A 25,457-nucleotide genomic window follows, 5' to 3' on the forward strand; every position below is an offset into this window, starting at 1 on the left:
GCCAATTCCGGCCTGATCGGTTGGGCCGTTTCCGCCCCGGCTCAGAGGCCCAGGCGGGCGTTGCGGAGTCGTTCGGCGATCTCGGCGGGGCCCTCGACGGTGACGCGGGCGGCGCGCTGCCGGCCGAAGAAGAAGACCGCGAGCTCGCCCGCGTCGCCGGTGACCCGGAGTTGCGGGTCGGCGCTGGTGCGGACCGGCGGGAACCCGGTCGCCTCGATCTCCGCGGTGATGCCGAGACGGCGCAGCGCGGCCCGCGACAGCAGCTTGACGTTGCCCCAGAGCTTCGCTTCGAGCTCCTTGTCCAGCCGCCGCGGCTCCCACGTGTCACCGCCCCGGCGGACGTCCTCCAGGTGGATGAACATCTCCATGGTGTTCGCCAGCGGGTCGACGAGCGGGTTGCTCACCGGGCTCCAGGCGGGCGGCGTGCGCAGCTGGGCGACCAACTCGTCCCACGGCAGGGCGGCGCGGGCCAGCCGGACCTTCTCCCCGAACCCGGCGAGCGGCTTGAGCAGAAGGCCGAGCGCGGAGTCCGGCCGCCGCTCGCGGACCACGATGTGGGCGGCCAGGTCCCGGGTGGTCCAACCGGCGCAGAGGGTCGGCGCGTCCGGGCCCTCCCGCAGGAGCAGATCGGCGAGCAGTTCCCGCTCGGCGCGGGCGTAGTTGGTCATCAGTCGATGTTATGCAGTACGACGGACTCGTCGGTAACCGGTGCGAGACACGCATTCGCGCTGCACGCGGCATATCCGACGGTCACCTCGTGCCGATCGCCGTCCCCGGCCCGCACCGGGACGGTCAGGGTCACCGGCCCGTCGGGATAGACCGGCACCACCAGATCGAGGCCGGCCGGGCGCAGCTCGGTCACCGCGCGGTCGGCGGTGGCCGGGCCGTCGGCGACCAGCGCGCCACCCGGCCGCGCCACGGTGGGGAAGCCGATGCCGTCCACGCCGCCGGCCGGCAGATCCATGCTGTAGAGGTGGAAGCCCTCGGGCGGGGTGAAGGTCACGGTGAGCAGCCCGGCACGGACGGCGAGAACGACGGTGACACCCCCGGCCTCGTGCCGTGCGGTCATGTCCGGCGCCGGCGCGCCGGCACACCCGCCCAATGCCAGGATCGCGGTGAACGCGGCGAGTCGCTTCACGGCGCGGCCGGCGCCCACCGGGTGAGGAAGGCGCTGACGTCGGCCGGCGCCATCGAACTGGCGCCGGCGAAGGAGCCGTCGTTGGTTGCCACCTTCACCTTGCCCGCCGGGGACAGCACGACGAGCGCCGGGATGCCGCTGCTGCGCAGGTTCACGCCCCAGTCGGCGGCGACGTCAAGGTTGCGGTCGAACTCGCCGACGTCGACGCTGACCACTTCGTAGCCCTTGGTGAGCTGAGCGGCCACCGACGGATCGGTGGAGAGCTCGGTGAGCACCCGGCAGTCCAGGCACCAGTCGGCTCCGAAGTCGATGAGCACGTTGCGCCCGGACTTCTTGGCCGCGGCGAGCGCCTTGCCGATGTCGGCGGCGGAGTCACGCGCGGCGTCGTAGTCGCCGAGCGCGATGGCCGTGCCGGCCGACGGCGCCGGGACGGCCGGTGACGAGCCCGCGACGGCGGTGGGCCGGGGGGAGCTCGCCGGGCCGGCGGCGGACGGGGATGAGCCCGTGGCGCAACCGGACAGGGCCAGAACCGTGATCACGACCGGAAGCAGCGTATGCCGCACGGATTTCCTCTCATTGATGATCATGCGGCGCGGAGCCTAACCGGCCGGTCGCGTCACCGCTGCCCGGTTTCCCGCGGGCTGAGGCACGATCGATGTAATCGTGGCCACGATGTAAACGACCGTCGGCTGGGGAAGGATGGACCGGTAAGGTCGGGTGTGCCGACGAATGCTTACCAGTCAGGTAGGAATGTGAGCAGCAGTACCGGCAATGATGTGCTGGGACGGGGACTGTGGGTGCTCGGTCAGGCCATCCGGACGGAGCCACGGCTCTTCACGGTCAGCGCCATCGGCAGCAGCTTCTTCGGGTTTCTGATCATTGCGAACTCGTACGTCGTGGGCGCCGTCATCGGCAACGTGGTCGTGCCGGCGTTCGCCGAGCGGCGGGTGAGCGCCGGCGGCCTCGCTCTGGTGGTCGCGGTCCTGCTGGGAATCAGCGTGCTGCGGGTGGCGAGCATCTGGGCTCGCCGGCTGGGCGCCGGGTTCATGCAGTTCCGGCTCCAGGCGCGATACCGGCGGGCGGTGACCCGCCGTTACCTGTCGCTGCCGCCGGAGTGGCACCAGCGGCACGCCACCGGCTCCCTGCTCTCCAACGCCAGCTCCGATGTGGAGGCCACGTTCGCGCCGATCGCCCCGCTGCCGTTCGCGGTCGGCACGATCGTGATGATCGTCGGCGCGCTGGTCGCGCTCTTCCTCACCGACTGGGTGCTCGCGCTGGTCGGTGTCGCGCTCTTCCCGATCCTGTTCGCGCTCAACTTCTTCTACTCGCGGCGGATGGCGCCCCGGCAGATCCAGGCCCAGCGGATGCGCGCCAAGGTCGCCGCGGTCGCGCACGAGAGCTTCGACGGCGCCCTGGTGGTCAAGACCATGGGCCGTGAGGCGGACGAGTCGCGCCGGTTCGGGGTCTTCGTCACCGAGCTGCGGGACGCGCTCGTCGCGGTGGGCCGGTTGCGCGGCGTCTTCGACCCGCTGATGGAGAGCCTGCCCAGCGTCGGCACCCTGGCCGTGCTGCTGCTCGGCACCTGGCGGCTGCAGACCGGCGCCATCGGCGTCACCGAGCTGGTCAGCGTCGCGTTCCTGTTCACCGTGCTGGCGTTCCCGGTGCGCGCGATCGGCTGGGTGATCGGCGAGCTGCCACGCAGCGTCGCCGGCTGGGAACGGGTCCAGGCGGTCCTGTCGGCCGAGGGCGATCTGCGGTACGGCGAGGGCGACCTGCCCGGGTCGGCGCCGGCCGAGCTGCGCTTCGACCGGGTCGACTATCGGTACGCGGACGGCCCGCCCGTGTTGCGGGACGTCACCTTCACCGTCCCCGCCGGGAAGACGGTCGCCCTGGTCGGCGCCACCGGCTCCGGCAAGTCCACGATCGCAGCCCTGGCCGTCCGCCTGGTCGACCCGGACGCCGGTCAGGTCTCCGTGGACGGCGTGAAACTGCCCGACCTGTCGGCGTCCGCGCTGGCCGGAGCGTCCGCGCTGGTCCCGCAGATCCCGTTCGTCTTCGACGACACGGTCCGCGGCAACGTCGCTCTCGACCGTCCCGACGTCGACGACGACGGCGTGTGGGCGGCGCTGCGGCTGGCCCAGGCCGACCGGTTCGCCGGCGGGCTGCCCGACGGCCTCGACACCGCCGTCGGCGAGCGGGGCACCTCGCTCTCCGGTGGGCAGCGGCAGCGTCTCACCCTGGCCCGCGCGCTCGCCGGGCGGCCACGGCTGCTGGTGCTCGACGACGCGACGAGCGCGGTGGACCCACGGGTCGAGGCGGCCATCCTGGGCGCGCTGCGGCGGCGGGACTCGGGCACGTCGATCCTGGTGGTGGCCTATCGGCGGGCCACCATCGCGCTCGCCGACCAGGTCGTCTACCTGCATCAGGGACGGGTGGTGGCGACCGGGACGCACGTCGAGCTGATGGAGTCCCAACCCGGCTACCGGGATCTGGTGACGGCGTACGAGAAGGCGGACAAGTGAGCGACCTGGGAACTCTGCCCGCCCCGGCGGGAGAGCCGGCGCGGCCCCGCGCCATGGCCACGATCCGCCGGGGGCTGTCCCTGTCGCCCGAGTTGCGTACCGGGCTGGCCGGGACGATCGGCCTCGCGATCCTGCAGATGGCCGGGCGGGTGGCGGTGCCGGTCGCCGTGCAGCAGGGCATCGACCACGGCATCAACGGTCCCGGCGGTCCCGACCCGCGCGCCGTGCTCACCATCGTGGCGCTCACCCTGGTCGCGCTGGTGATCTCGACGATGTGCGGGTACCTGATGACCCGGCGGCTCTTCACGGTCAGCGAGACCGCGCTGGGCGGCCTGCGCTCGCGGACGTTCCGGCACATCCACGATCTCTCGATGCTGCACCAGCAGTCGGAGCGGCGCGGCTCGATGGTGTCCCGGGTGACCGGCGACGTGGACCAGATCTCCCAGTTCCTGCAGACCGGCGGCGTGCAGCTGATGCTCGCCAGCGGCCAGCTGGTCGTCTCCACCGTGGTGATGTTCGCCTATTCGTGGCAGCTCACCGTCGTCGTGCTGCTCGCCTTCGGCCCGTCGGTGGCGGTGATCCGGCTCTTCCAGAAGCGGCTCGCGGCCGCTTACCGGGCGGTCCGTGAGCGCAGCGGGGTGATGCTGGGCGCCATCGCGGAAAGTGTGGTGGGAGCCACAGTGATCCGTTCCTTCGGGGTGGCGGGTCGCACCGAGCGGCGGCTCGACACGGCGGTCGAGGACCTGCGGCTGGCCCAGCAGAAGGCCATGCGGACCAGCGTGGCCAGCTTCTCCAGCGGGGAGCTCGGCGGTGGCCTGGCCCTGTCCGGGGTGGTCGTGGCGGGTGTCCTGCTCGGGGTGGACGGTGACCTGACGGTGGGCCGACTCACCGCGTTCCTGTTCCTGGTGACGCTCTTCATCCAGCCGGTGCAGATCGCCACCGAGCAGCTCAACGAGGCGCAGAACGCGGTCGCCGGCTGGCGGCGCATCCTCGACGTGCTCGATGTGGACCCGGATGTGGCCGACCCCGACGACCGGGGTGTCGCGCTGCCGGAGGGCCCGCTCTCGGTGCGGTTCGACCACGTGTCGTTCCGCTATCCGGGCGGACCGGTCGTGCTCGCCGACGTGGATCTGACGCTCGACGCCCGGCGGAAGTACGCGGTGGTCGGCGAGACCGGCAGCGGCAAGACCACGTTCGCGAAACTGCTGACCCGCCTGATGGACCCGGCGGAGGGTGTGGTCCTGCTGTCCGGGGTGGCGCTGACCGACGTGCGGTTCTCGTCGCTGCGGTCGCGGGTGGTGATGGTGCCGCAGGACGGCTTCCTGTTCGACGCGACGATCGCCGAGAACATCCGCTTCGCGGAGCCGTCGCTCACCGACGGCCAGCTGCGGGAGGCCTTCACCGAGTTGGGGCTGGAAGACTGGCTCGCCGGTCTGCCGGCCGGGCTGGAGACGCCGGTGGGGGAGCGCGGGGAGTCGCTCAGTGTGGGTGAGCGGCAGCTCGTAGCGCTGGTCCGGGCGTATGTCGCCGACCCCGACCTGCTCGTGCTGGACGAGGCGACCAGCGCCGTCGACCCGGCCACCGAGGTGCGCCTGCAGTTCGCTCTCGACCTGGTGACCAGGGGCCGGACCACGGTCGCGATCGCGCACCGCCTCTCCACGGCCCAGGCCGCGGACGAGGTGATCGTGGTCGACGCGGGCCGCGTCGTCCAACGCGGCCCGCACGCCCGTCTCGTCGCCGAGGAGGGTTCGATCTACGCCAAGCTCTACGCCAGCTGGTTGGAACAGACACGCTGACCGGCATTCATCAACTACCGCCGGTGAGATAAGCGCGTCGCTCGCAGCGGCTGCGGATCACGCAACCGCTGCGAGAGGCCCGCCATTTCAGCGATTCAAGAGCTGGATCTACTTATCGGGCGTAGTACTCGACGACCAGCTGCTCGTCGCAGAGCACCGGAACCTCGGTGCGCTGCGGCGCCCGGATCACCGTGGTCCGCAGCTCCTCCAGAACGGTGGAGAGGTACGGCGCGGTCGGTCCGTCGATGTGCGTGCCGGTCGCCGCGATCTGGAACGGCGGCTTCTGGCGGCTGGTCTCCTTGACCTCGATGACCTGACCCGGCTTGAGCTTGTAGCCGGGGCGGTCGACCTTCTTGCCGTCCACGGTGAAGTGACCGTGCACGACGAGCTGGCGGGCCTGGTAGATGGTCCGGGTGAAACCGGCGCGGAACACCGTCGCGTCGAGGCGGCGCTCGAGCAGCGTGACCATGGTTTCGCCGGTCTTGCCCTCCGCCTTGTGCGCGGCGTCGTACGCGGCCCGCATCTGGACCTCGCTGATGTTGTACTGGTGGCGCAGCCGCTGCTTCTCCAGCAGCCGAACCTGGTAGTCCGAGCTCTTGCGCCGGCCACGGCCGTGCACGCCCGGCGGGAACGGGCGACGCTCGAAGTACTTGACGCACTTACGCGTCAGCGGGATGCCGAGAGCTCGGGAGAGCTTCGCCTTAGGCCGAGAGTTGTTCAACTGGGATCTCCTGTTACGGTTAGCCTTGCCTAACTTAGGTAAGCCTAACCGGTGCCCGGAGGTGCTCGACATGCAACCCAGTCCCGCCGAGATCGCGCGTACTCTCGCCGCCGGTCACCTGCCCGCCGTCGCCCACATCGCCTGCCGTCCGGGACCGATTCCGGTCCGCCACGTGACCGACGGACAGGGGCGTGTACTGCTTCTCGTGCCCGCCGAGGGTACCCTCGCCGTCGCGCTCCGCCCACAGGACGGCAACGACGACACCGCGCTCGTCCTCGATATCCGCGACGTGCCCCCGATGGCCACCTCGCCGTCGCTGGGCCGGGTCTGGGTCTCCGGCTGGGCCGCGAAACTCTCCGGTGACGAGGCTCGGGCCGCCGCGCTCGACTACGCCGACACCGACGCCTGCGGTGACCTGCTCGACATCGGCGAGAGCCAGGAGCTGTACCGGATGGAGGTCGCCGAGGTCCGTTACGAGCGCAACGAGAAGCTCGTCGAGGTCGACCCGGACGACTACGCCGAGGCCGCCCCGGACCCGCTGCGGACCGTCGAGTTCGACCTGATCGCCGACCTGGCCGACCACCACGTGGCCGAGATGAGCGACTACGTGCGCCGTCAGCTCGGCAAGAACGCGAAGCCCGGCGACGAGCCCAAGGTGGTCCGGATGGACCGGTACGGCTTCATGGTGCGCATGGGCGCCCGCAGCGCCCGGCTCGCCTTCCCCCGCCCGGTCACCGACCGGCACGATCTGGCGCACCTGCTGCACCCGATCCTCTGCCGCCGCTGCTGCGACCCGGCGACCTGATCCAGGCGGGCTCCCGCGGCAGACTTTCTGCCGCCGTCACGCCGCGGGAGCCCGTCTTCGTGCCCTGCCGTCCGGTGCCGCGGAGGGCAGGGCACACACATGACCGCGGCCGGCGCCCTTTCGGGTGCCGGCCGCGGTCATGTCTCGTCACAGCGACAGGATGCGTTCCAGGTACTCCCGGTAACCGCGCATCGCCATCCGCATGCTCTCGGTGTCCGGCGTGCCGGAGCCGCGCAGCGGGTCCAACTCGTCGCGCTCGGCCAGCAGCACCTCGGTCAGTTCGTTGACCGCGTCGGTGAGCAGGTCGTGCGCCCGGGTCAACGCGGTGACCGGGTCGTCGACGAACTCCGCCTTCACCTCGTGCCAGGCCGCCCGGAAGTGCCGGGCCGCGTCCTCGTCCCACACGGTACGGCCGATCAGCGGCTCGTCACCAGGCCGGTCGGCGGGCGCCGGAGCGGACTCGCCGGCCTGTGCCGCACGGCGGCCAGCGCGCCGCACCGGCTCGACGTCCTCCAGGCTGGCCGAGCGCCGGACCGACGGCGCGGACTCCTCGGTGGACTCCTCCCGGGCGCGCCGATTCGGGGCGGCCGGCGGGAACGTCAGGAAGTCGAGCGGCGGCGGCGGGGCGACCGACCCGGCCGGCGGGGCCGCCGGAGTGACTGACGCCACACCGAAGGCCTCGGCCGGGCGGCCCAGGCTGTAGCCGGTGGGGGCGAACCCGTAGCCGCTCTCGGCGGCCGGCGGCAGGCTCGGGTAACCGTTGCCGTCCGGAGTCTCGCCACCCAGATCGATGGTGAGATCCGGCGGCGTCCGGCTGGCCGGGATCTGCACGGACGCCGACGCCGATGCGGGCGGGGCCGTCGGGGCGTGCGCCGGAGAGACCGGCGCGGTCGCCGCCGGGTCGGCCGGTTCCGGCTCCGGGCCGGGTGGCCCGGACACCGGGCCGGGCAGGCCGGAGACCGGCCGTATGTTGCCCGCCGGGTGATCCGGGGTGAAGTCCGCGACCGAGTACGGGTTCGGCGCGTACGCCGGCGACACCGGAGCACCGGACACCGGCCCGTCCGAGACCGGCTGGGTGCCGGGCACCGTGGCCCAGCCGGCGGCCGGCCGCGGCATGTCGGCCGGACCCTGCCCCGGCGACTCGTCGACCGGCTCGCCCGTCCCGTCCGGGACGGCCTCGCCGGTCTGCGCGTAACCGGGCGCGCCTGCCCGTCCGTTCATGTCCTCACGTCCGTTCTCGTCGCTGGGTCCCGCCACCTCGGCGGCCTCCTGGCCGGCGTCCGGCGGAGTCTGCTCCGCCGGCTCGTCCGCCGCTGTGGCGCCGGCCGACTCCCCGTCGGTCGGCGCGTCGCCGACCTGAGGGTCGCCGGACCGGGGGCCGGCGGCCTGAGGGCCGTCGTCCACGATTCCCTCCTCGGAGGGCCCGGAATCCTCGGCGGCGGGCTCGGGATCGTCACCGTCCCGGCCACCGAAGAGGAACCTCCCGGCACGGCCTCCGAGGCCGAAGCCACCGAAGCCGCCACCCTCCGGTTCCCCGGACTTTACGTCCTGCACGGGTTCCCGCTGGTCGTCCGGGGGTACGGAGTGATCAGTATCGCCGTGTCGATCCCGGCCCCCCTGCCCGGACGCCGGGCGGTTCGCGGCGGGATTGCGCGGGCCGCCGGACCCGCCGCGGGCGGCCGCCCGGTTCAGGCCGAACGGGTCGGCGGCGCCGCCCGGATGGCGGGCCACCGAGGCGATCGGCGCCAGAGGTGGGATGGGCCGGCTGCGAAAGGTGCCGAGCGGTGAGCCGGCCAGCAGATCGGCGGGACTCTCCAGAGGCTCGTCACCGCCGCTCGGGCTCTCCGGCTCCGGGCGCACCTGCCAGAACCGGGCGAGGCCGGGCGAGGGCCGGGTGTTGTCGGGGCTGGACGTCGGCTCCATTTCGGTTCACCACTCCCGTCGCGAGGCCCGCGCCCGCCGGGAATGGCTGGAAGCCGCTGTCTGGGCTGCGCAGACACACCGGGCGGCGCGAGCCGGACAGTCAGACACGTACCGCGCTCCCGGCGACGGTACCGCTGAAGGATCGCGAGCACACCCCCGGTTAACCGGATCGTGGGCGCTGCGCGGGCCGTTACGGCCGCGAGAGCCGATAGGGGAGAATCCAGTCGTGGCCGTACCCGATGTTGAGACTTCCCTGGACCCGGCGATCGCCAGCCGCCTCAAGCGCACGCCCGACGGCCTCGTCGCGGCGATCGTGCAGGAGCACGGCACCGGCGACGTCCTGATGCTCGCCTGGATGGACGACGAGGCGCTGCGGCGCACGCTGGCCAGCGGCCGGGCCACGTACTGGTCGCGCAGCCGCGGGGAGTACTGGGTGAAGGGCGCGACCTCCGGCCATCACCAGCACGTCCGGAAGGTCTCCCTGGACTGCGACGGTGACGCCCTGCTCGTCACCGTGGACCAGACCGGCGCGGCCTGCCACAACGGCACCCACACCTGCTTCACCGACGATCTCCTGAAGGAGGGCCAGTGACCAGCGGAGCCACCTTCCCGGACGAGGCGGGCTTCCTCGCGGCGGACAAGCGGGTCGTGCCGGTCACGCGCAAGCTGCTGGCCGACGGGGAGACCCCGGTCGGCGTCTACACCAAACTGGCCGGTGGGCCGGGCACGTTCCTGCTCGAGTCCGCGGAACAGGGCCTGGCCTGGTCGCGCTACTCGTTCATCGGGGTGCGCAGCGTGGCGACGCTGGTCGAGCGGGACGGCGAGGCGGAGTGGCTCGGCGCGCCCCCGACCGGCGTGCCGGTCGGCGGCGACCCGGTGGCGGCGCTGCGGGAGACGGTGGCGGCCCTGACCGGAGCGCTGGACGAGACGCTGCCCCCGCTGACCGGTGGCATGGTCGGCTACCTCGGCTACGACCTGGTGCGCCGGTTCGAGAAACTGCCGTCCACCGCCGCCGACGACCTGCGCCTGCCCGAACTGGGCATGATGCTCGCCACCGACCTGGTGGTGCTCGACCACCACGAGGGCTCGGCCCTGCTGGTCGCCAACGCGATCATGGATGAGGGCGCCGGCGACGCGGCCCGGCTCGCCGCGTACCACCAGGCGGTCGGCCGGCTCGACGCGATGACCACCGCGCTGTCGCGGCCCACCCCGCCGATGGTGTCCACCGTGGACCGGCGCCCGGTCGGCGACCCGGTCAGCCGCACTCTCGCGGGGGAGTACCAGAAGGCGGTCGAGGAGGCCAAGGAGGCGATCCGGGCCGGCGAGTGCTTCCAGATCGTGGTGGCGCAGCGGTTCGAGCGTCCCACCGACGCCGCCCCGCTGGACGTCTACCGGGTGCTGCGGGCCACCAACCCGAGTCCGTACATGTATCTGCTCCGCTTCGACGACTTCGACATCGTCGGCTCGTCGCCGGAGGCGCACCTCAAGGTCAGCGCCAACCGGACCGCCCTGCTGCACCCGATCGCCGGGACCCGCTGGCGTGGCGCCACGCCGGAGCAGGACGCCGCGCTAGCCGCCGAGCTGCTCGCCGACCCGAAGGAGCGCTCCGAGCACGTCATGCTCGTCGACCTGGGCCGCAACGATCTGGGCCGGGTCTGCGAGCCCGGGTCGGTCGAGGTGCCGGAATTCGCCCGGATCGAGCGGTACAGCCACGTCATGCACATCGTGTCGACAGTGGTCGGCAGGCTGCGCGAGGACCGCACCGCGTTCGACGCGCTCGCCGCGACGTTCCCGGCCGGCACGCTCTCCGGCGCGCCCAAGGTCCGCGCCATGGAGATCATCGAGGAACTCGAACCGACCCGCCGCGGACTGTACGGCGGAACGGTCGGATACTTCGGCTTCGCCGGCGACATGGACATGGCGATCGCCATCCGGACCGCGCTGCTCAAGGACGGTGTCGCCTACGTGGGCGCGGGCGCGGGCATCGTCGCCGACTCCGACCCGGCCGCCGAGGAGCAGGAGACCCGTAACAAGGCCGCCGCCGTCCTCGCCGCGATCGCCTCCGCGGAGACCCTCCGCGCGGCCCGATGAGTCGCGGCCCGATGAGTCGCGGCCCGATGAGTCGCGGCCGGCTGATCGCGGTCGCCTCCTGCCTGGCCGGGGCGGGGCTGACGGCTTACGCGGTGACCCGTGTCTGGGCCGTCCGGGTCGAGCAGCGACCCGGACTGCCCGATCTGCGGACCGAGCAGACCGGCGCCGACGCGCAGCCGTGGCTGATCGGCCTGGCGGTGATGGCGCTGGCCGGGACGGGCGCGCTGCTGGCCACCCGCGGCTTGGCGCGGCGCCTGCTGGGCGTGCTGCTGGTCCTGGCCGGGGTGGGCGTCGTCGTGGGCGCGATCCTGGCCCGCGCCGCCCTCGACCCCGGCGCGGCCGGCCTCGCGGGCTCGGCCTGGCCGGTGGCCTGCGTCGTCGGGGGCGCGGCGGTGGCGGCGGGTGGGGCGCTCGCCGCGCGTCACGGCCACCTGTGGGCGGCGATGTCCTCCCGGTACGAACGGCGCCCGGCCGTTCCCGTCGAGAGGACCACCACGTCCGCCGAGACCAGGGAGTTCTGGGACGCCCTGGACCGTGGAGACGACCCGACGGCCCGCTGAGCCGCTTAGCGCCGGCTGCCGGTCAGTGGCTTGACGCCGACGGCGTGGCGGGGCCGGGCGGCGGCGTTGCCGGCGATCATCGCGGCGACCGCGCGTGCGGTCTCGGCCCGGGCGAGGGCGCGGGCCCGGTCGGCCTGGATGGCGTCCCACGCGTTCTCCCGCGCGGTGCGCACGTTGGCCGGGCCGACGACGGCGCGTTGGACGCCGGTGGCGACCTCGGCCGCCACGGAGACGAGGGCTCGTGAGACGGCGAAGAAGTTCATCTGCTGGGTCACATCAGTGGCCATGGGGTCGACTCCGCATCATCGTCCGGCTGGCTGACGGCGTACTCCGACGCCGGGACAAGTCTGCCCGAGTCACATGATGGTGGAGTCGTATTTCCGCACGGTGACGTGCGTGTCAATGTGGGGCGGCATCATCCGTTCGGGGGAAGGGCCCCAGTTCAACGGCTTGCCGGGCATGGCTCGATGTGAGCGAGCAGACATCGGCGCCGGGCAGCCTGGCATTATGCCCCAGTCCATTCCGTGAGGCGCGCCATACCCCCAGGAGGCCGTCACCCCCCGTGACCTCCTAGCATCAGGCCGAAGACACCCGGAGAGGGGAGTCATTACGGTGACATCCGATCAGGCGGAAGCGGGCAGTGGCGGACCCGCGCGCTCAGCGGCTTCGCAGAACGTTCTCGAGGAGATCCTCGCCGGCGTCCGTGAGGACGTGGCGGCGCGGCAGGCAGCGTTGCCTCTGGAGAAGGTGCGGGAGCTCGCGGCAGCGGCCCCGCCCGCGATCGACGCGTACGCGGCGTTGCGCAAGCCCGGGGTGGCGGTGATCGCCGAGGTGAAGCGGTCGTCGCCGTCGAAGGGCGCGATCGCCGACATCCCCGACCCGGCCGAGCTGGCCATCGAGTACGCGGCGGGCGGCGCCCGCTGCATCAGTGTGCTCACCGAGGGCCGGTGGTTCGGCGGCTCACTGGACGATCTCGCCGCGGTCCGTGCCGCCGTGAAGATCCCGGTGCTGCGTAAGGACTTCGTGGTCTCCAGCTATCAGGTGCACGAGGCCCGCGCCCACGGCGCCGACCTGGTGCTGCTGATCGTGGCGGCCCTCGAGCAGAACGTTCTGGTCGGCCTTCTGGAGCGCATCGAGTCGCTGGGCATGACGGCCCTCGTCGAGGTGCACAACGAGGAGGAGGCCGACCGGGCCCTCGAGGCGAACGCGAAGGTCATCGGCGTGAACGCCCGTGACCTCCGCACGCTGGAGGTAGACCGGTCGGTGTTCGAGCGGATCGCGCCGGGCCTGCCGAACAACGTCGTGAAGATCGCCGAGTCCGGCGTGCGCGGCCCGCACGACCTGATCCGGTACGCCTCGGCCGGTGCCGACGCGGTGCTGGTCGGCGAGGGCCTGGTGACCCAGAAGTCGCCGCGTGACGCGGTGGCCGAGCTGGTCAACGCCGGGAACCACCCGGCGACGCCGAGGCCGGTTCGATGAGCGCGCCGGCTCTGCCGGACCTGGCCGGGCACTTCGGCAGGTACGGCGGCCGGTTCGTCCCCGAGGCGCTGATCAAGGCCCTGGACGAGCTGGACGCCGCCTACCGGTCGGCGAAGCGGGATCCGGAGTTCCAGGCCCGCTTCCAGGACCTGCTGCTGAACTACGCGGGCGTGCCGTCGCTGCTCTACCGGGCGACCCGGCTGTCCGAGAAGCTCGGCGCGGAGATCCTGCTGAAGCGGGAGGACCTGAACCACACCGGCGCCCACAAGGTGCGCAACGTGCTGGGCCAGGCGCTGCTCGCCAAGCGGATGGGCAAGCCGCGGGTGATCGCCGAGACCGGCGCCGGCCAGCACGGTGTCGCCAGCGCCACGGCTGCGGCGCTGCTCGACCTCGAGTGCGTGGTCTACATGGGCGAGATGGACACCGAGCGGCAGGCGCTGAACGTCGCACGGATGCGGATGCTCGGCGCCACGGTCGTCCCGGTGACGAACGGGTCCCGCACCCTCAAGGACGCCCTCAACGAGGCGCTGCGCGACTGGGTCACCACCGTCGACACCACCCACTACCTGCTGGGCACCGCGGCCGGGCCGCACCCGTTCCCGGAGCTGGTCCGCGACTTCGTCGGCGGCATCGGGGTCGAGGCGCGGGCGCAGTGCCTGGAGCAGATCGGCCGGCTGCCCGACGCGGTGGCCGCGTGTGTGGGCGGCGGGTCCAACGCGATCGGCATCTTCCACGCGTTCGTGCCGGACGAGGGCGTGCGGCTGTACGGCTTCGAGGCCGGCGGCGACGGTGTCGAGACCGGCCGGCACGCGGCGTCGATCACCGGTGGTTCGGTGGGTGTGCTGCACGGCAACCGCACCTATCTCCTTCAGGACGACGACGGGCAGACGATCGAGTCGCACTCGATCTCGGCGGGCCTGGACTACCCGGGCGTCGGCCCGGAGCACGCCTGGCTGCACGACACCGGCCGGGCGGTCTACGAGCCGGTCACCGACGCCGAGGCGATGTCCGCGTTCACGCTGCTCTGCCGTACCGAGGGGATCATCCCGGCGATCGAGAGCGCGCACGCTCTCGCCGGCGCCGCGAAGATCGCGCTCCGGCTGCGCGAGGAACTCGGCCGGACGCCGACGATCGTGGTGAACCTGTCCGGGCGCGGTGACAAGGACGTGCACACCGCCGGCGCCTACTTCGGCATCCTCGACGAGGTCGAGAAGGTCGTCCCGGGGGAGAACACGTGAGTATCGCCGAGACCTTCGCCAAGGCGAAGGCGGAGAACCGGTCGGTGCTGGTCGGCTGCATGCCGGCCGGCTTCCCGACGGTCGACCACAGCATCGAGCAGATGATCGCCATGCACGAGGCGGGCTGCGACGTCATCGAGGTCGAGCTGCCCTACTCGGACCCGGTGATGGACGGCCCGGTGATCCAGAAGGCGAGCGACATCGCGCTGGCCAACGGTGTCCGCACCAAGGACACCCTGAAGATCATCGACGCGGTGTCGTCGGCGGGCGCCACGGTCGTGCTGATGACCTACTGGAACCCGATCGAGAAATACGGCGTCGACGCGTTCGCCCGTGATCTGGCCGCGGCCGGGGCCACCGGGCTGATCACTCCGGACCTGATCCCGGACGAGGCGGCCGAGTGGATCGCCGCGTCCGACGCGCACCGGATCGACCGGACGTTCCTCCTCGCGCCGAGCTCCACCGACGAGCGGATCCGGATGACCCTGGAGAACTGCCGGGGCTTCGTCTACGCCACCGCCCTGATGGGCGTCACCGGCGCGCGCACGAGTGTGTCCTCGCAGGCCCCCGAGCTGGTCGCGCGGATCCGCGCGATCGACCCGGAGCTGCCGGTCGGTGTGGGCCTGGGCGTCGGCAACGGCCGGCAGGCCGCCGAGGTGGCCGCTTTCGCCGACGGTGTGATCGTCGGCAGCGCGCTGATCCGCTGCGTGCTGGAGGCCCCCGACCGGGCCGCCGGCCTGGGCAACCTCCGCGCGCTCAGCGCCGAGCTGGCCGAGGGTGTGCGCACACCGCGCTGAGAGACCGCCGAGGGGTACCGGCCGGTGCGGTCAATTGGCCGGTGCCCTGGGCATCACACACTGGCTTCCCAGCGGTAGCGTGTGCACCCGTGAACATCGCCGCCATCCCCAGCCCCACCGAGTCGGTGTGGCATGTGCTCGGGTTCCCGATCCGCGCCTACGCACTCTGCATCATCGCCGGCATGGTCGTCGCGGTGCTCCTCACGGAGCAGCGGTTGCGCCGCCGCGGGGTGGCGCCGTGGGTCTCACTGGACATGGTGGTCTGGGCCGTGCCGTTCGGCATCGTCGGCGCCCGGATCTATCACCTGATCACCTCGCCGCAGGACTACTTCGGCGCCGGCGGTGAGCCGATCCGGGCCCTCTACATCTGGGAGGGCGGCCTCGGTATCTGGGGCGCCGTCGCGGGTGGCGCGCTCGGCGCCTGGATCGCGTCGCGCCAGATCGGTCTGCCGCTGAGCGTCTTCGCCGACTCGCTCGCCCCGGCGCTCCCGCTGGCGCAGGCGATCGGCCGGTTCGGCAACTGGTTCAACAACGAGCTCTACGGCAGTGTCACCACCCTGCCGTGGGGTCTCGAGGTGCACGAGATGGACTCGTCGAACCCCGGCCACGCGGTGATGATCGACGGCGAGCCGGTGACCCGGCCCGACCTCTACCATCCGGCCTTCGCCTACGAGGCGGTCTGGAACGTCGGCGTGGCCGCCCTGGTCTGGCTGCTGGACCGGAAGTTCAAGTTCGGCCGCGGTCGCGCGTTCGCGCTCTACGTGATGGCCTACACCGCCGGCCGCGTGTGGATCGAGGCGCTGCGGACCGACGAGGCGACCGAGTTCTTCGGCATCCGGATCAACGTCTTCGTCTCGATCGTCGTGTTCCTGGGCGCCGCGATCTACTTCGTCGTGGTGAAGGGCCCGCGGGGTTATCTGGTGCCGATCGACGCGCCGGACACCGCGCCCGAGCCGTCCGAGGAGTCCGGTGCGGCCGCGAGCGACGTCTCGCAGGTCGACGTGGCCGGGGGCGACGACAAGGCGGCCCGCAAGGCGCCGGTGGCCTATCAGATCGTCACCGAGGAGCGGTTCCTCGAATACCAGCGGACCGGCGTCCTGCCGCCCGCCGGTGAGCCCGAGTCCGTTTCCGCGACGGTGAGCGAGGCCGGGAAACCCTCGTCCTCCGACGAGAACTGACACCGGGACCCGCCGTGCGTACGGCCGTGGTGGTGGGCGCGGGCATGGCCGGCCTGGCCGCCGCGGGCGCGTTGTCCCGGTCCGGCTGGCGGGTGACCGTCCTGGAACGGGCCGAACGGATCGTCGCGCCACCGACCGCGGTGGTGCTCTGGCCCAACGGCCTGCGCGCGCTGGAGTCCCTGCACCCGGAGGGCGGCTGGCTGGCGATCGCGTCGCCGCTGCCCGACGGCGGTGTCCGGCGGCCGGACGGGCAATGGCTGGTCGCGCCCCGCACCCGCACCGGCACGGGGCCGTCACCGGCGGCCGCGCACCTGGAGGACGTCTACGACGCCCTGGTCACCGGTCTCGGTGACGCCGAGATCCGCACCGGCTTCGAGGTGACCACGATCCGCACCGGCCCGCGGTTGCGGCCCGCGGTCAGCGACGGCAGCACGACGATCGAGGCGGACCTGCTGGTCGGCGCGGACGGCATCGACAGCCGGGTCCGTGCCGCGGTCGCTCCCGAGTCGGCGCCGGTCAGTTCGGGCTTCGCCGCCTGGCAGGCCGTCATCCCCGGTTTCCGGGTGCCGAGCCTGGATGGCGGCCGCTGCCTCGGCGGCGAGACGCTCGGCGTGGGTTACCGCTTCGTCGCGATGCCGCTGGGCGACCACGCCGCCGGCCGGGGCGGCGTCTATTGGGTGGCGACCGCCGCCGGCGCCGCCCGCCCCGAGGCGGCCGCCACCCAGCTCGCCCTGCTCCGCCGCTGGTTCGCCGGCTGGCACGACCCGGTCGGTGCGCTTCTCGACGCCACCCGCCCCGAGGACCTGGTCCCGCAGGGCGTCCGCGAGCTGCGCCCGCTTCCGCGCTCCTACGCCTTCCCGTCCGGTCCCGGTGGTGTGGTGCTGATCGGCGATGCCGCCCACGCCATGCCGCACCATCTCGGCCAGGGCGCCTGCCTGGCCTTCGAGGACGCCGCCACGCTGCGGTCCGTGGTCGCCGGGACGCCGCCGGGCGCCGCCCTGAACACCGCTGTCGAGTCCTACAACCGCCTGCGCCGCCCGCGCACCACCACCGTGGTCCGCCAGAACCGGCGGATGTCCGCGGTGGTCCAGGCTCGCGGCCGGCTCGCGCTCCGCGCCCGCGACGCGGCTCTCAACCACATGCGCCCGCGCATGCTCGGCCGGAGCCTGGGCCCGGTCCCCGATTGGACCCCGCCGGACTGACGGGGCTGTCCGCTCACTCTCACGACCCTTTTCCGGTACGCCCGGAGACTCGCACCACCGCAGCCACCCGCTGCCGTGGCTCCCGCGCGAGGCGGCGGAGGGGGACGGCCCCGGAGCGACCGCCGGGCTGCTGCCCACTCACCGCTCGGCGCCGTTTTCCGGACCGCTGACACGACGTCGGTCCCTGGCAGAACTTGTTCGGGCCGGCGTCCGACGCTGTTTTCGGCCCGCTGATCGGGCGCTGGAGGCATGGGAATGGAAGATCTCACAATCTGGGTCACCCGTTCGGAAGGGCCGCCGGCCCGCCTCATACGGCTTGGTGGCAAGTGAAGGAGGACCGGCCGGTAAGGGGCGGAAATTGTTCAGCCCCTTACCGTGTACCATCATGTGGGAACTGTGAGGAATCGCTGACGGTGCCGTTACAGCGGCGCGGCGGCGGGTTCGGCGATGCAGGCCGTGCCCACCCGGCGGAAGCCCACCCGGGTGTAGAGCCGGGCCACGTCATCGTCGCCCGCCGACAGGAACACCAGGTGGACGCCGCTCGACAGCAGCCGCCCGGCGAGCGTGGCGGTGAGTTGCGAGGCATATCCGCGGCGGCGTGCCGACGGCAGCGTCGCCACCCCGACGACCTCGGCGACGTCACCGGAACGCTGGCTGGTGGCGGTGGCCAGGATGCCCTCGGACGGCGACTCGGCGACCGCGGTCAGGTAGTCGCCGGAGGCGTTCAGCTCGCGCGCGCGCCGCACCGCATCCGCGCCGAGCGGCTCGGCCGCGTCTCGCTCACCGGGCCCGGCACCGTCCATGACCAGCGCCTTCTCCACGGCTTCCATCGGTTTCTGGTGGGCCGGCGCGCCGAAACCGAGCCGCGACACGGTGCGGGAGTCGCGCAGATCGACCGGGAACGAGGAGTCGGCCGGGTCCAGGAACCGGATGGTCGCGTCGCGCAGCGGAAGGTCCGGCACGAGGGCCGCCGGGTCCAGCACGAGCAGCGGCGCGAGATGCACGTCGAGGCCGGCCGACCTGGCGACCGCCAGCAGGTCGGGCGTCGTCTCGTGAACCCACTCGAAGGTCTCGGGGAGCCCGAGCTCGCGTTGCCGGGCGCGAACCGCGGTGATGTCGGCGGCGGAGGGGGTGTGCGAACCGCGTCTCGGGCGGGCATAGTAAGGCCAGCCCTCTCCCTCGCGGATGAAGAGAACGAGAGACCCGATCTCCTCGATTCGCGCCCAGGGGCGGGGCAAAGCGTCGTAGAACCGCTCTAGTCGGTCGAAGAGGCCGGAATCCGCTGGCGCCATCGCGCGAGACTACCGGTCGGCGCACCTGCTGTGCTATTCAGTTCGTCCGCGTACCAGTGCGTGAACGGTGCGAGGTGTGATCAATCCGCATCTGGCGGAGGTCAGTGGCTCTTAACGTAGACTCAAGAGACTTTGCAGGGCCGACGTCGTCCCGACCTCAGAATGAAACACCAGTGACGACAGGAGGCCCGGTGGCATATCCGCACCCCCAGGGGCTTTACGACCCTCAGTCGGAGCGAGACGCCTGTGGTGTCGCATTCGTTGCCGACATTCACGGCCGTCGCTCCCACGATGTGGTGGCCAAGGGTCTTTCCGCGCTGATCCGGCTCGATCACCGCGGCGCACGTGGCGCCGAGCAGAACACCGGTGACGGCGCCGGCATCATGATTCAGGTTCCGGACGAGTACTACCGCGCTGTGGCCGGCTTCGAGCTGCCGCCCGCCGGTGCGTACGCGACCGGTCTCGTCTTCCTGCCCACGGACCCCGACGATGCGGCCCGTGCGATCAACGTGTTCGAGAAGTACGTGCTCGTCGAGGGCGGCGAGGTGCTCGGCTGGCGCGACGTGCCGGTCGACCCGGCCGACCTGGGCGCCACCGCCGAGGACGCCCGCCCCGCGATCCGCCAGGTCTTCCTGGCCGCGCACCGGCTCGTCGACGCGCCCGCCGGCCCGGCCGGCGAGCAGCTCTCCGGCCTCGAACTGGACCGGGTGGCGTTCTGCATCCGCAAGCAGGCCGAGCGGGAGACCTCGCAGCGCGGCGTCGCGGCGTACTTCCCCTCGCTGTCCTCGCGGACCATCACCTACAAGGGCATGCTCACTCCCGAACAGCTTCCGGCGTTCTTCCCGGACCTGATCGACGAGCGTGTCTCCAGCGCCATCGCCCTGGTGCACTCCCGGTTCTCGACGAACACCTTCCCGTCGTGGCCGCTGGCCCACCCGTACCGGCTGATCGCGCACAACGGTGAGATCAACACGATCCGCGGCAACAAGAACTGGATGGCCGCCCGCGAGGCGCTGCTGGCGTCGCCGAACATCCCCGGCAACATCAAGCGGCTGTTCCCGATCAACTCGCCGGAGGCGTCCGACTCGGCCAGCTTCGACGAGGTGCTGGAACTGCTGCACCTGGCCGGTCGCAGCCTGCCGCACGCCGTGCTGATGATGATTCCCGAGGCGTGGGAGAACGACCCGGGGATGGACCCGGCCCGCCGCGCCTTCTACAAGTTCCACGCCAGCATGATGGAGCCGTGGGACGGCCCGGCCGCTGTCGCGTTCACCGACGGCACGATCATCGGCGCCGTGCTGGACCGTAACGGCCTGCGTCCCGGTCGTTGGTGGCACACCGCCGACGGGCTCGTGGTGCTCGGCTCCGAGGCCGGCATCATCGACTTCGAGCCGTCCCAGGTCGTCGCCAAGGGCCGTCTGCGTCCCGGCAAGATGTTCCTGGTCGACACCGCGGCCGGCCGCATCGTGCACGACGACGAGATCAAGGCCGACCTTGCCGCCGCCGAGCCGTACGCGGACTGGCTGCACGCCGGCCTGATCGAGCTGAACGACCTGCCCGCTCGCGAGCACGTCATCTACACCCACGACTCGGTGCTGCGCCGCCAGCAGGTCTTCGGTTACTCCGAAGAGGAACTGAAGATCCTGGTGGCGCCGATGGCGCGGACCGGCGCGGAGCCGCTCGGCTCGATGGGCACCGACACCCCGATCTCGCCGCTGTCCACCCGGCCGCGGCTGATGTTCGACTACTTCCACCAGCTGTTCGCACAGGTCACCAACCCGCCGCTGGACGCCATCCGGGAAGAGATGGTGACCAGCCTCGGCGCCACCATCGGCCCCGAGGGCAACCTGCTCAAGCCGGGCCCGGCCAGCTGCCGGCAGATCGTCCTGCCGTACCCGGTGATCGACAACGACGAACTCGCCAAGATCCTCTCGATCGACGAGGACGGCGACCTGCCCGGCTTCAAGGCGGTCCGGGTCTCCGGGCTCTACCCGCTGCGGGACGGCGCGGCCGGCATCAAGGCCCGGCTCACCCAGATCTGCCGGCACGTGTCCGAGGCTATCGAGGACGGCGTGCGCATCCTCGTGCTGTCCGATCGCGACTCCAACGCCGACCTGGCGCCGATCCCGTCGCTGCTGCTCACCGCCGCGGTGCACCAGCACCTGGTCCGCGAGCAGACCCGGACCCAGGTGGCGCTGGTCGTCGAGTCCGGTGACTGCCGCGAGGTGCACCACGCGGCGGTGCTGATCGGCTACGGCGCGGCGGCGGTCAACCCGTACCTCGCGTTCGAGAGCGTGGACGACCTGATCGCCACCGGCGCGCTGGTCGGCGTCGAGCCGCGCAAGGCGGTCCGCAACTACGTCAAGGCGCTCGGCAAGGGCGTCCTGAAGATCATGTCCAAGATGGGCATCTCGACCGTGTCGTCGTACTGCGGCGCCCAGGTGTTCGAGGCCGTCGGTCTGGACAACAAGCTTCTTCAGCGCTACTTCGCCGGTACCTCCGGCCGGATCGGCGGTGTCGGTCTCGCCGGGATCCACGCCGAGGTCAAGGCGCGGCACGAGAAGGCGTACCCGGCGAACAAGGCCGAGCGGACGCACCGTCGTCTCGAGGTCGGCGGTGAGTACCAGTGGCGCCGCGAGGGTGAGCTGCACCTGTTCAACCCGGAGACGGTCTTCCTGCTCCAGCACGCCACCCGCAGCAAGCAGTACGACGTCTTCCGCCGCTACACCGACAAGGTCAACGAGCTGTCGGCCGAGGCGGGCCACCTGCGCGGCCTGTTCCGCTTCGAGTCCGACCGCCCGGCGATCGACATCAGCGAGGTCGAGCCGGCCTCCGAGATCGTCAAGCGGTTCTCCACCGGCGCGATGAGCTACGGCTCCATCTCCGCCGAGTCGCACGAGACGCTGGCCATCGCCATGAACCGGCTCGGCGCCAAGTCGAACACCGGCGAGGGCGGCGAGGACGTCGAGCGGCTCTACGACCCGGAGCGCCGTTCGGCGATCAAGCAGATTGCCTCCGGCCGGTTCGGCGTGACCAGCGAGTACCTGGTGAACGCCGACGACCTGCAGATCAAGATGGCGCAGGGCGCGAAGCCCGGCGAGGGCGGCCAGCTGCCCGGCAACAAGGTGTGGCCGTGGATCGCCAAGACCCGGCACGCCACCCCGGGCGTCGGCCTCATCTCGCCGCCGCCGCACCACGACATCTACTCCATCGAGGACCTGGCCCAGCTGGTCCACGACCTCAAGATGGTCAACCCGCGGTCCCGGGTGCACGTCAAGCTGGTCAGCGAGATCGGCGTCGGCACCGTGGCGGCCGGCGTGGCCAAGCTCAAGGCCGACGTCATCCTGATCTCCGGTCACGACGGCGGCACCGGCGCCTCGCCGCTGAACTCGCTGAAGCACGCGGGCACCCCGTGGGAGCTGGGTCTGGCCGAGGCGCAGCAGACGCTGCTGCTCAACAAGCTCCGCGACCGGGTCACCGTGCAGGTCGACGGCCAGCTCAAGACCGGCCGCGACGTGGTCATCGCTGCCCTGCTGGGCGCCGAGGAGTTCGGGTTCGCGACGGCTCCGCTGATCGTCTCCGGCTGCATCATGATGCGGGTCTGCCACCTGGACACCTGCCCGGTCGGCATCGCCACGCAGAACCCGGTGCTGCGCGAGCGCTTCACCGGCAAGCCGGAGTTCGTCGAGAACTTCTTCATGTTCCTCGCCGAAGAGGTCCGCGAGATCCTCGCCGAGCTGGGCTTCCGCACCATCGACGAGGCCATCGGTCACGCCGAGGTGCTCAACGTGGTCAAGGCCGTCGACCACTGGAAGGCCAAGGGCCTCGACCTGGCCCCGGTCCTCTACGTGCCCGAGCTGCCCGAGGGCGCGGCCCGCCGGGGCATCGTCGCCCAGGACCACGGCCTCGAACTGGCCCTGGACAACCAGCTGATCGAGCTGGCCCAGCCGGCCCTGACCGACGGCCTGCCGGTCCGCGCCGAGCTGCCCACCCGCAACGACCAGCGCAGCGTCGGCGCGATGCTGGGCGGCGAGGTCAGCCGGCGGTACGGCGGCAACGGCCTGCCCGACGACACCATCTCCTTCACCCTGCGCGGCACCGGCGGCCAGTCCTTCGGCGCCTTCCTGCCGCGCGGCGTCACCCTGCGGCTCATCGGCGACACGAACGACTACGTCGCCAAGGGCCTGTCCGGCGGACGCGTGATCGTGCGCCCCGCCGAGGACGCGGCGTTCACGGCGGAGGAGAACACCATCGCCGGCAACACCATCCTGTACGGCGCCACCGGCGGCGAGGTCTTCCTGCGCGGCCGGGTCGGCGAGCGGTTCGCGGTCCGCAACTCGGGTGCCTCGACCGTCGTCGAGGGCGTCGGTGACCACGGCTGCGAGTACATGACCGGCGGCATCGTGGTGGTGCTCGGCCCCACCGGCCGCAACTTCGCGGCCGGCATGAGCGGCGGCAAGGCGTTCGTGCTCGACCTCGACCAGAACCTGGTCAACGCCGAGCTGGTGGACCTGGCCCCGCTCACCGACGACGAGCGCGACGTGCTGCGCTCGCTGGTCGAGAAGCACCACGCCGAGACCGACTCGGCCGTCGCCGGGCGCCTGCTCAAGGACTGGTCCACCGCGGTCGAGCAGTTCACCGCGGTGGTGCCGCGCGACTACAAGCGCGTCATGGAACTGATCAAGACCGCCGAAGCCGCCGGTCGCAACGTTGACGAGGCGGTCATGGGGGTTACCAGTGCCTGATCCGAACGGTTTCCTCCGCTACGGACGGCAGCTGCCGAAGCGCCGGCCGGTGCCGGTGCGCATCCTGGACTACAAAGAGGTCTACCCGCCCGCGGGTGAGGAGCTCATCCGCGACCAGGCGACCCGCTGCATGGACTGTGGCATCCCGTTCTGTCACGACGGCTGCCCGTTGGGCAACCGCATCCCGGACTGGAACGACCTGGTCCGGACCGGGCAGTGGGAGTCGGCGGCCGATTCGCTGCACGCCACCAACAACTTCCCGGAGTTCACCGGGCGGCTGTGCCCGGCGCCGTGTGAGGCGGCCTGCGTGCTCGGCATCGGCGACGACCCGGTGACGATCAAGCAGGTCGAGGTGGAGATCGCCAACCACGCCTTCGACCTGGGCTTCGTCAAGCCCCAGCCGGCGCCGGTGGCGTCCGGCAAGTCGGTCGCGGTGGTGGGGTCCGGCCCGGCCGGGCTGGCCGCCGCGCAGCAGCTGGCGCGGGCCGGGCACGCGGTCACCGTCTACGAGCGCGATGACCGGATCGGTGGCCTGCTGCGCTACGGCATCCCCGACTTCAAGATCGAGAAGCACGTCATCGACGCCCGTCTGGCCCAGATGTCCGCCGAGGGCGTCGAGTTCCAGACCGGTGTGGACGTCGGCTCCGACATCACCGCCGACGACCTGCGCGACCGTTACGACGCGGTGCTGCTCGCCGCCGGCGCCCTGGCCGGCCGGGACACCCCGGAGACGCCGGGCCGTGACCTCAACGGTGTGCACCTGGCCATGGAGCACCTGGTCCCGGCCAACCGGATCGTCGCGGGCCTGCAGGACACCACCCCGATCGACGCGCACGGCAAGCACGTCATCATCATCGGCGGCGGCGACACCGGCGCCGACTGCCTCGGCGTCGCGCACCGTCAGGGCGCCGCCTCGGTCACCCAGCTCGACCAGTACCCCCTGCCTCCCGACGTGCGTGGCGGCGTCAAGGACCCGTGGCCGACGTGGCCGCTGATCCTGCGCAACTACGCCGCGCACGAGGAGGGCGGCGACCGCGTCTTCGGCGTGGCCGTGCGGGAGTTCGTCGGCGACGGGAACGGCAACCTCGTCGCGGTGCGCATCGCCGACGTCTCGGTGCAGCGCGTCGACGGGGTGCGCACGGTGGTCGTCGCTCCCGGTTCGGAGCGCGATCTGCCCGCCGACCTGGTCCTTCTCGCGATCGGATTCGAGGGTACGGAGGACCAGCCGCTGCTCGCCCAGTTCGGGCTGTCCCGCAACCGGCGCAACGTGCTGGACGCCGACGGGTCCTGGCAGACCTCCGCCGAGGGGGTGTTCGTCGCGGGCGACATGCACAAGGGCGCGTCCCTGATCGTCTGGGCGATCGCCGAGGGCCGGGCCGCCGCGGCCGCCATCCACAACTATCTGGGCGCGGCCGGCGAACTGCCCGCGCCGGTCCGTTCGGACTCGCAGCCGCTGTCGGTCTGATTCGTTCGTTCCCGCGAGGCCCGTCACCTTTCCGGTGGCGGGCCTCGTGCGTTGTCCGGGCCGGGAAACGGGCGCCACAAAAACGGACGTTAAGCCCTTTCGGGGCCGTCGCGGCAATGGCGCTCGTCGATCGGCTGTGCGGCGTCGGCAGCTCCGGTGCGGGCGATAGCGGAATGCGCGGAACCCCGCCTGCGCCCGCGCCGTTCCCGGCCCGTGCCGCGGGCGCCGCCTACGCCGGGGCCGCCGGCGGGTGGACTCATCGAGAGTGATCGTTGTCTGGGATGCCTTTTTCGCTGGTAGGGGCGCACGTGGATCGTACGAGAAGATGGGGTTGGGCATGTGCCGACGACTACCCGCAGCCGACCGATAAGCTGAACCGGCGGTCGCTGAAGCCCGCGGACGACGCAGCGCACCCCGCCTCCGCAGCGGGTTGACCTCGCCGTCGACACCCGCAGTTCATGCCGATGAGCGGGGTCGGCCGCCGGGCCGCCCCAGGAGAAGGACT

20 protein-coding genes are annotated in these 25,457 nt (G+C 71.8%); 13 read left to right on the top strand and 7 right to left on the bottom strand.

The features are described from left to right. Nucleotides 1-41 precede the first annotated feature (41 nt). From QLQ12_RS38615 to QLQ12_RS38625, 3 genes are read right to left on the bottom strand one after another with little or no spacing between them, the layout of a single operon-like run. Entirely contained in the window at nt 42-668 is a 627-nt protein-coding gene (locus QLQ12_RS38615; protein ID WP_282765909.1) for a TIGR03085 family metal-binding protein, read from the bottom strand. Continuing rightward, a complete protein-coding gene (locus QLQ12_RS38620; protein ID WP_282765910.1) occupies nt 668-1,138 on the bottom strand; it encodes a protein-disulfide reductase DsbD domain-containing protein in 471 nt (156 codons plus the stop codon). The genes QLQ12_RS38615 and QLQ12_RS38620 overlap by 1 nt, the downstream gene beginning before the upstream one ends. Beyond that, nucleotides 1,135-1,701: a thioredoxin family protein gene (locus QLQ12_RS38625; RefSeq protein ID WP_282765911.1), complete on the bottom strand. Its 567-nt coding sequence runs from the start codon at nt 1,699-1,701 to the stop codon at nt 1,135-1,137. Before QLQ12_RS38625 ends, QLQ12_RS38620 begins: the two co-directional genes overlap by 4 nt. A 189-nt stretch (nt 1,702-1,890) precedes the next feature. Here QLQ12_RS38625 and QLQ12_RS38630 point away from each other — a divergent pair, with 189 nt between their 5' ends. Then, on the top strand, nt 1,891-3,660 hold the full coding sequence (locus QLQ12_RS38630; RefSeq protein ID WP_282765912.1) for an ABC transporter ATP-binding protein: 1,770 nt from the start codon (nt 1,891-1,893) through the stop codon (nt 3,658-3,660). 53 nt (nt 3,661-3,713) lie between these two features. Next, complete coding sequence (locus tag QLQ12_RS38635; protein WP_282765962.1) at nt 3,714-5,456, top strand: ABC transporter ATP-binding protein; 1,743 nt, start codon at nt 3,714-3,716, stop codon at nt 5,454-5,456. Between the two features lie 112 nt (nt 5,457-5,568). Here the strand turns inward: QLQ12_RS38635 and rpsD are convergent, their stop codons facing one another. Beyond that, on the bottom strand, nt 5,569-6,177 hold the full coding sequence (rpsD, locus tag QLQ12_RS38640; protein WP_282765913.1) for a 30S ribosomal protein S4: 609 nt from the start codon (nt 6,175-6,177) through the stop codon (nt 5,569-5,571). A gap of 70 nt (nt 6,178-6,247) precedes the next feature. On the opposite strand from rpsD, the gene QLQ12_RS38645 reads away from it, so the two are divergent. Next, nucleotides 6,248-6,982 (top strand): DUF2470 domain-containing protein, encoded by a 735-nt coding sequence (locus tag QLQ12_RS38645; RefSeq protein ID WP_282765914.1) that lies wholly within the window; start codon nt 6,248-6,250, stop codon nt 6,980-6,982. A 147-nt stretch (nt 6,983-7,129) separates the two neighbouring features. Here QLQ12_RS38645 and QLQ12_RS38650 read toward each other — a convergent pair whose 3' ends face one another. Continuing rightward, on the bottom strand, nt 7,130-8,905 hold the full coding sequence (locus QLQ12_RS38650; RefSeq protein WP_282765915.1) for a hypothetical protein: 1,776 nt from the start codon (nt 8,903-8,905) through the stop codon (nt 7,130-7,132). 226 nt (nt 8,906-9,131) lie between these two features. Between QLQ12_RS38650 and hisI the strand changes: the two genes are divergently transcribed. Genes hisI through QLQ12_RS38665 form a run of 3 tightly spaced genes read left to right on the top strand, consistent with a single transcriptional unit; the run spans nt 9,132 to nt 11,556 of the window. Then, nucleotides 9,132-9,497: a phosphoribosyl-AMP cyclohydrolase gene (hisI, locus tag QLQ12_RS38655; RefSeq protein WP_282765916.1), complete on the top strand. Its 366-nt coding sequence runs from the start codon at nt 9,132-9,134 to the stop codon at nt 9,495-9,497. Further along, a complete protein-coding gene (locus QLQ12_RS38660; RefSeq protein WP_282765917.1) occupies nt 9,494-10,996 on the top strand; it encodes an anthranilate synthase component I in 1,503 nt (500 codons plus the stop codon). The genes hisI and QLQ12_RS38660 overlap by 4 nt, the downstream gene beginning before the upstream one ends. Before the next feature lie 26 nt (nt 10,997-11,022). Continuing rightward, nucleotides 11,023-11,556: a Trp biosynthesis-associated membrane protein gene (locus QLQ12_RS38665; protein WP_282765918.1), complete on the top strand. Its 534-nt coding sequence runs from the start codon at nt 11,023-11,025 to the stop codon at nt 11,554-11,556. Between the two features lie 5 nt (nt 11,557-11,561). Here the strand turns inward: QLQ12_RS38665 and QLQ12_RS38670 are convergent, their stop codons facing one another. Further along, entirely contained in the window at nt 11,562-11,843 is a 282-nt protein-coding gene (locus tag QLQ12_RS38670) for a hypothetical protein (RefSeq protein WP_282765919.1), read from the bottom strand. Between the two features lie 400 nt (nt 11,844-12,243). Between QLQ12_RS38670 and trpC the strand changes: the two genes are divergently transcribed. The 5 genes from trpC to QLQ12_RS38695 all read left to right on the top strand — a co-directional run bounded on the left by trpC (nt 12,244) and on the right by QLQ12_RS38695 (nt 17,450). After that, complete coding sequence (gene trpC, locus QLQ12_RS38675) at nt 12,244-13,035, top strand: indole-3-glycerol phosphate synthase TrpC (RefSeq protein WP_282765963.1); 792 nt, start codon at nt 12,244-12,246, stop codon at nt 13,033-13,035. Then, nucleotides 13,032-14,273, top strand: coding sequence for a tryptophan synthase subunit beta (gene trpB / locus QLQ12_RS38680; RefSeq protein ID WP_282765920.1), 1,242 nt, complete (start codon nt 13,032-13,034; stop codon nt 14,271-14,273). Before trpC ends, trpB begins: the two co-directional genes overlap by 4 nt. Continuing rightward, complete coding sequence (gene trpA / locus QLQ12_RS38685; protein WP_282765921.1) at nt 14,270-15,070, top strand: tryptophan synthase subunit alpha; 801 nt, start codon at nt 14,270-14,272, stop codon at nt 15,068-15,070. Before trpB ends, trpA begins: the two co-directional genes overlap by 4 nt. A gap of 89 nt (nt 15,071-15,159) precedes the next feature. After that, nucleotides 15,160-16,248: a prolipoprotein diacylglyceryl transferase gene (gene lgt, locus QLQ12_RS38690; protein WP_282765923.1), complete on the top strand. Its 1,089-nt coding sequence runs from the start codon at nt 15,160-15,162 to the stop codon at nt 16,246-16,248. A 14-nt stretch (nt 16,249-16,262) separates the two neighbouring features. Then, on the top strand, nt 16,263-17,450 hold the full coding sequence (locus QLQ12_RS38695; RefSeq protein ID WP_282765924.1) for an FAD-dependent oxidoreductase: 1,188 nt from the start codon (nt 16,263-16,265) through the stop codon (nt 17,448-17,450). A 419-nt stretch (nt 17,451-17,869) separates the two neighbouring features. On the opposite strand, the gene QLQ12_RS38700 is transcribed toward QLQ12_RS38695, so the two are convergent. Then, nucleotides 17,870-18,742 (bottom strand): GNAT family N-acetyltransferase, encoded by an 873-nt coding sequence (locus QLQ12_RS38700; RefSeq protein ID WP_282765925.1) that lies wholly within the window; start codon nt 18,740-18,742, stop codon nt 17,870-17,872. A 173-nt stretch (nt 18,743-18,915) separates the two neighbouring features. Between QLQ12_RS38700 and gltB the strand changes: the two genes are divergently transcribed. Beyond that, nucleotides 18,916-23,487, top strand: coding sequence for a glutamate synthase large subunit (gltB, locus tag QLQ12_RS38705; protein ID WP_282765926.1), 4,572 nt, complete (start codon nt 18,916-18,918; stop codon nt 23,485-23,487). Continuing rightward, nucleotides 23,480-24,952 (top strand): glutamate synthase subunit beta, encoded by a 1,473-nt coding sequence (locus QLQ12_RS38710; protein ID WP_282765927.1) that lies wholly within the window; start codon nt 23,480-23,482, stop codon nt 24,950-24,952. Before gltB ends, QLQ12_RS38710 begins: the two co-directional genes overlap by 8 nt. The last annotated feature ends 505 nt before the right edge of the window (nt 24,953-25,457 follow it).

It is taken from the genome of Actinoplanes sandaracinus (genome assembly GCF_030009775.1).
GTDB classification, from domain to species: Bacteria; Actinomycetota; Actinomycetes; order Mycobacteriales; family Micromonosporaceae; genus Actinoplanes; species Actinoplanes sandaracinus.

Coding starts and splice junctions, on each gene's coding strand:
- QLQ12_RS38615 (WP_282765909.1), bottom strand. CDS start 668: ATGACCAACTACGCCCGCGCCGAGCGGGAACTGCTCGCCGATCTGCTC.
- QLQ12_RS38635 (WP_282765962.1), top strand. CDS start 3,714: ATGGCCACGATCCGCCGGGGGCTGTCCCTGTCGCCCGAGTTGCGTACC.
- QLQ12_RS38645 (WP_282765914.1), top strand. CDS start 6,248: ATGCAACCCAGTCCCGCCGAGATCGCGCGTACTCTCGCCGCCGGTCAC.
- QLQ12_RS38650 (WP_282765915.1), bottom strand. CDS start 8,905: ATGGAGCCGACGTCCAGCCCCGACAACACCCGGCCCTCGCCCGGCCTC.
- QLQ12_RS38665 (WP_282765918.1), top strand. CDS start 11,023: ATGAGTCGCGGCCGGCTGATCGCGGTCGCCTCCTGCCTGGCCGGGGCG.
- QLQ12_RS38670 (WP_282765919.1), bottom strand. CDS start 11,843: ATGGCCACTGATGTGACCCAGCAGATGAACTTCTTCGCCGTCTCACGA.
- trpB (WP_282765920.1), top strand. CDS start 13,032: ATGAGCGCGCCGGCTCTGCCGGACCTGGCCGGGCACTTCGGCAGGTAC.
- QLQ12_RS38700 (WP_282765925.1), bottom strand. CDS start 18,742: ATGGCGCCAGCGGATTCCGGCCTCTTCGACCGACTAGAGCGGTTCTAC.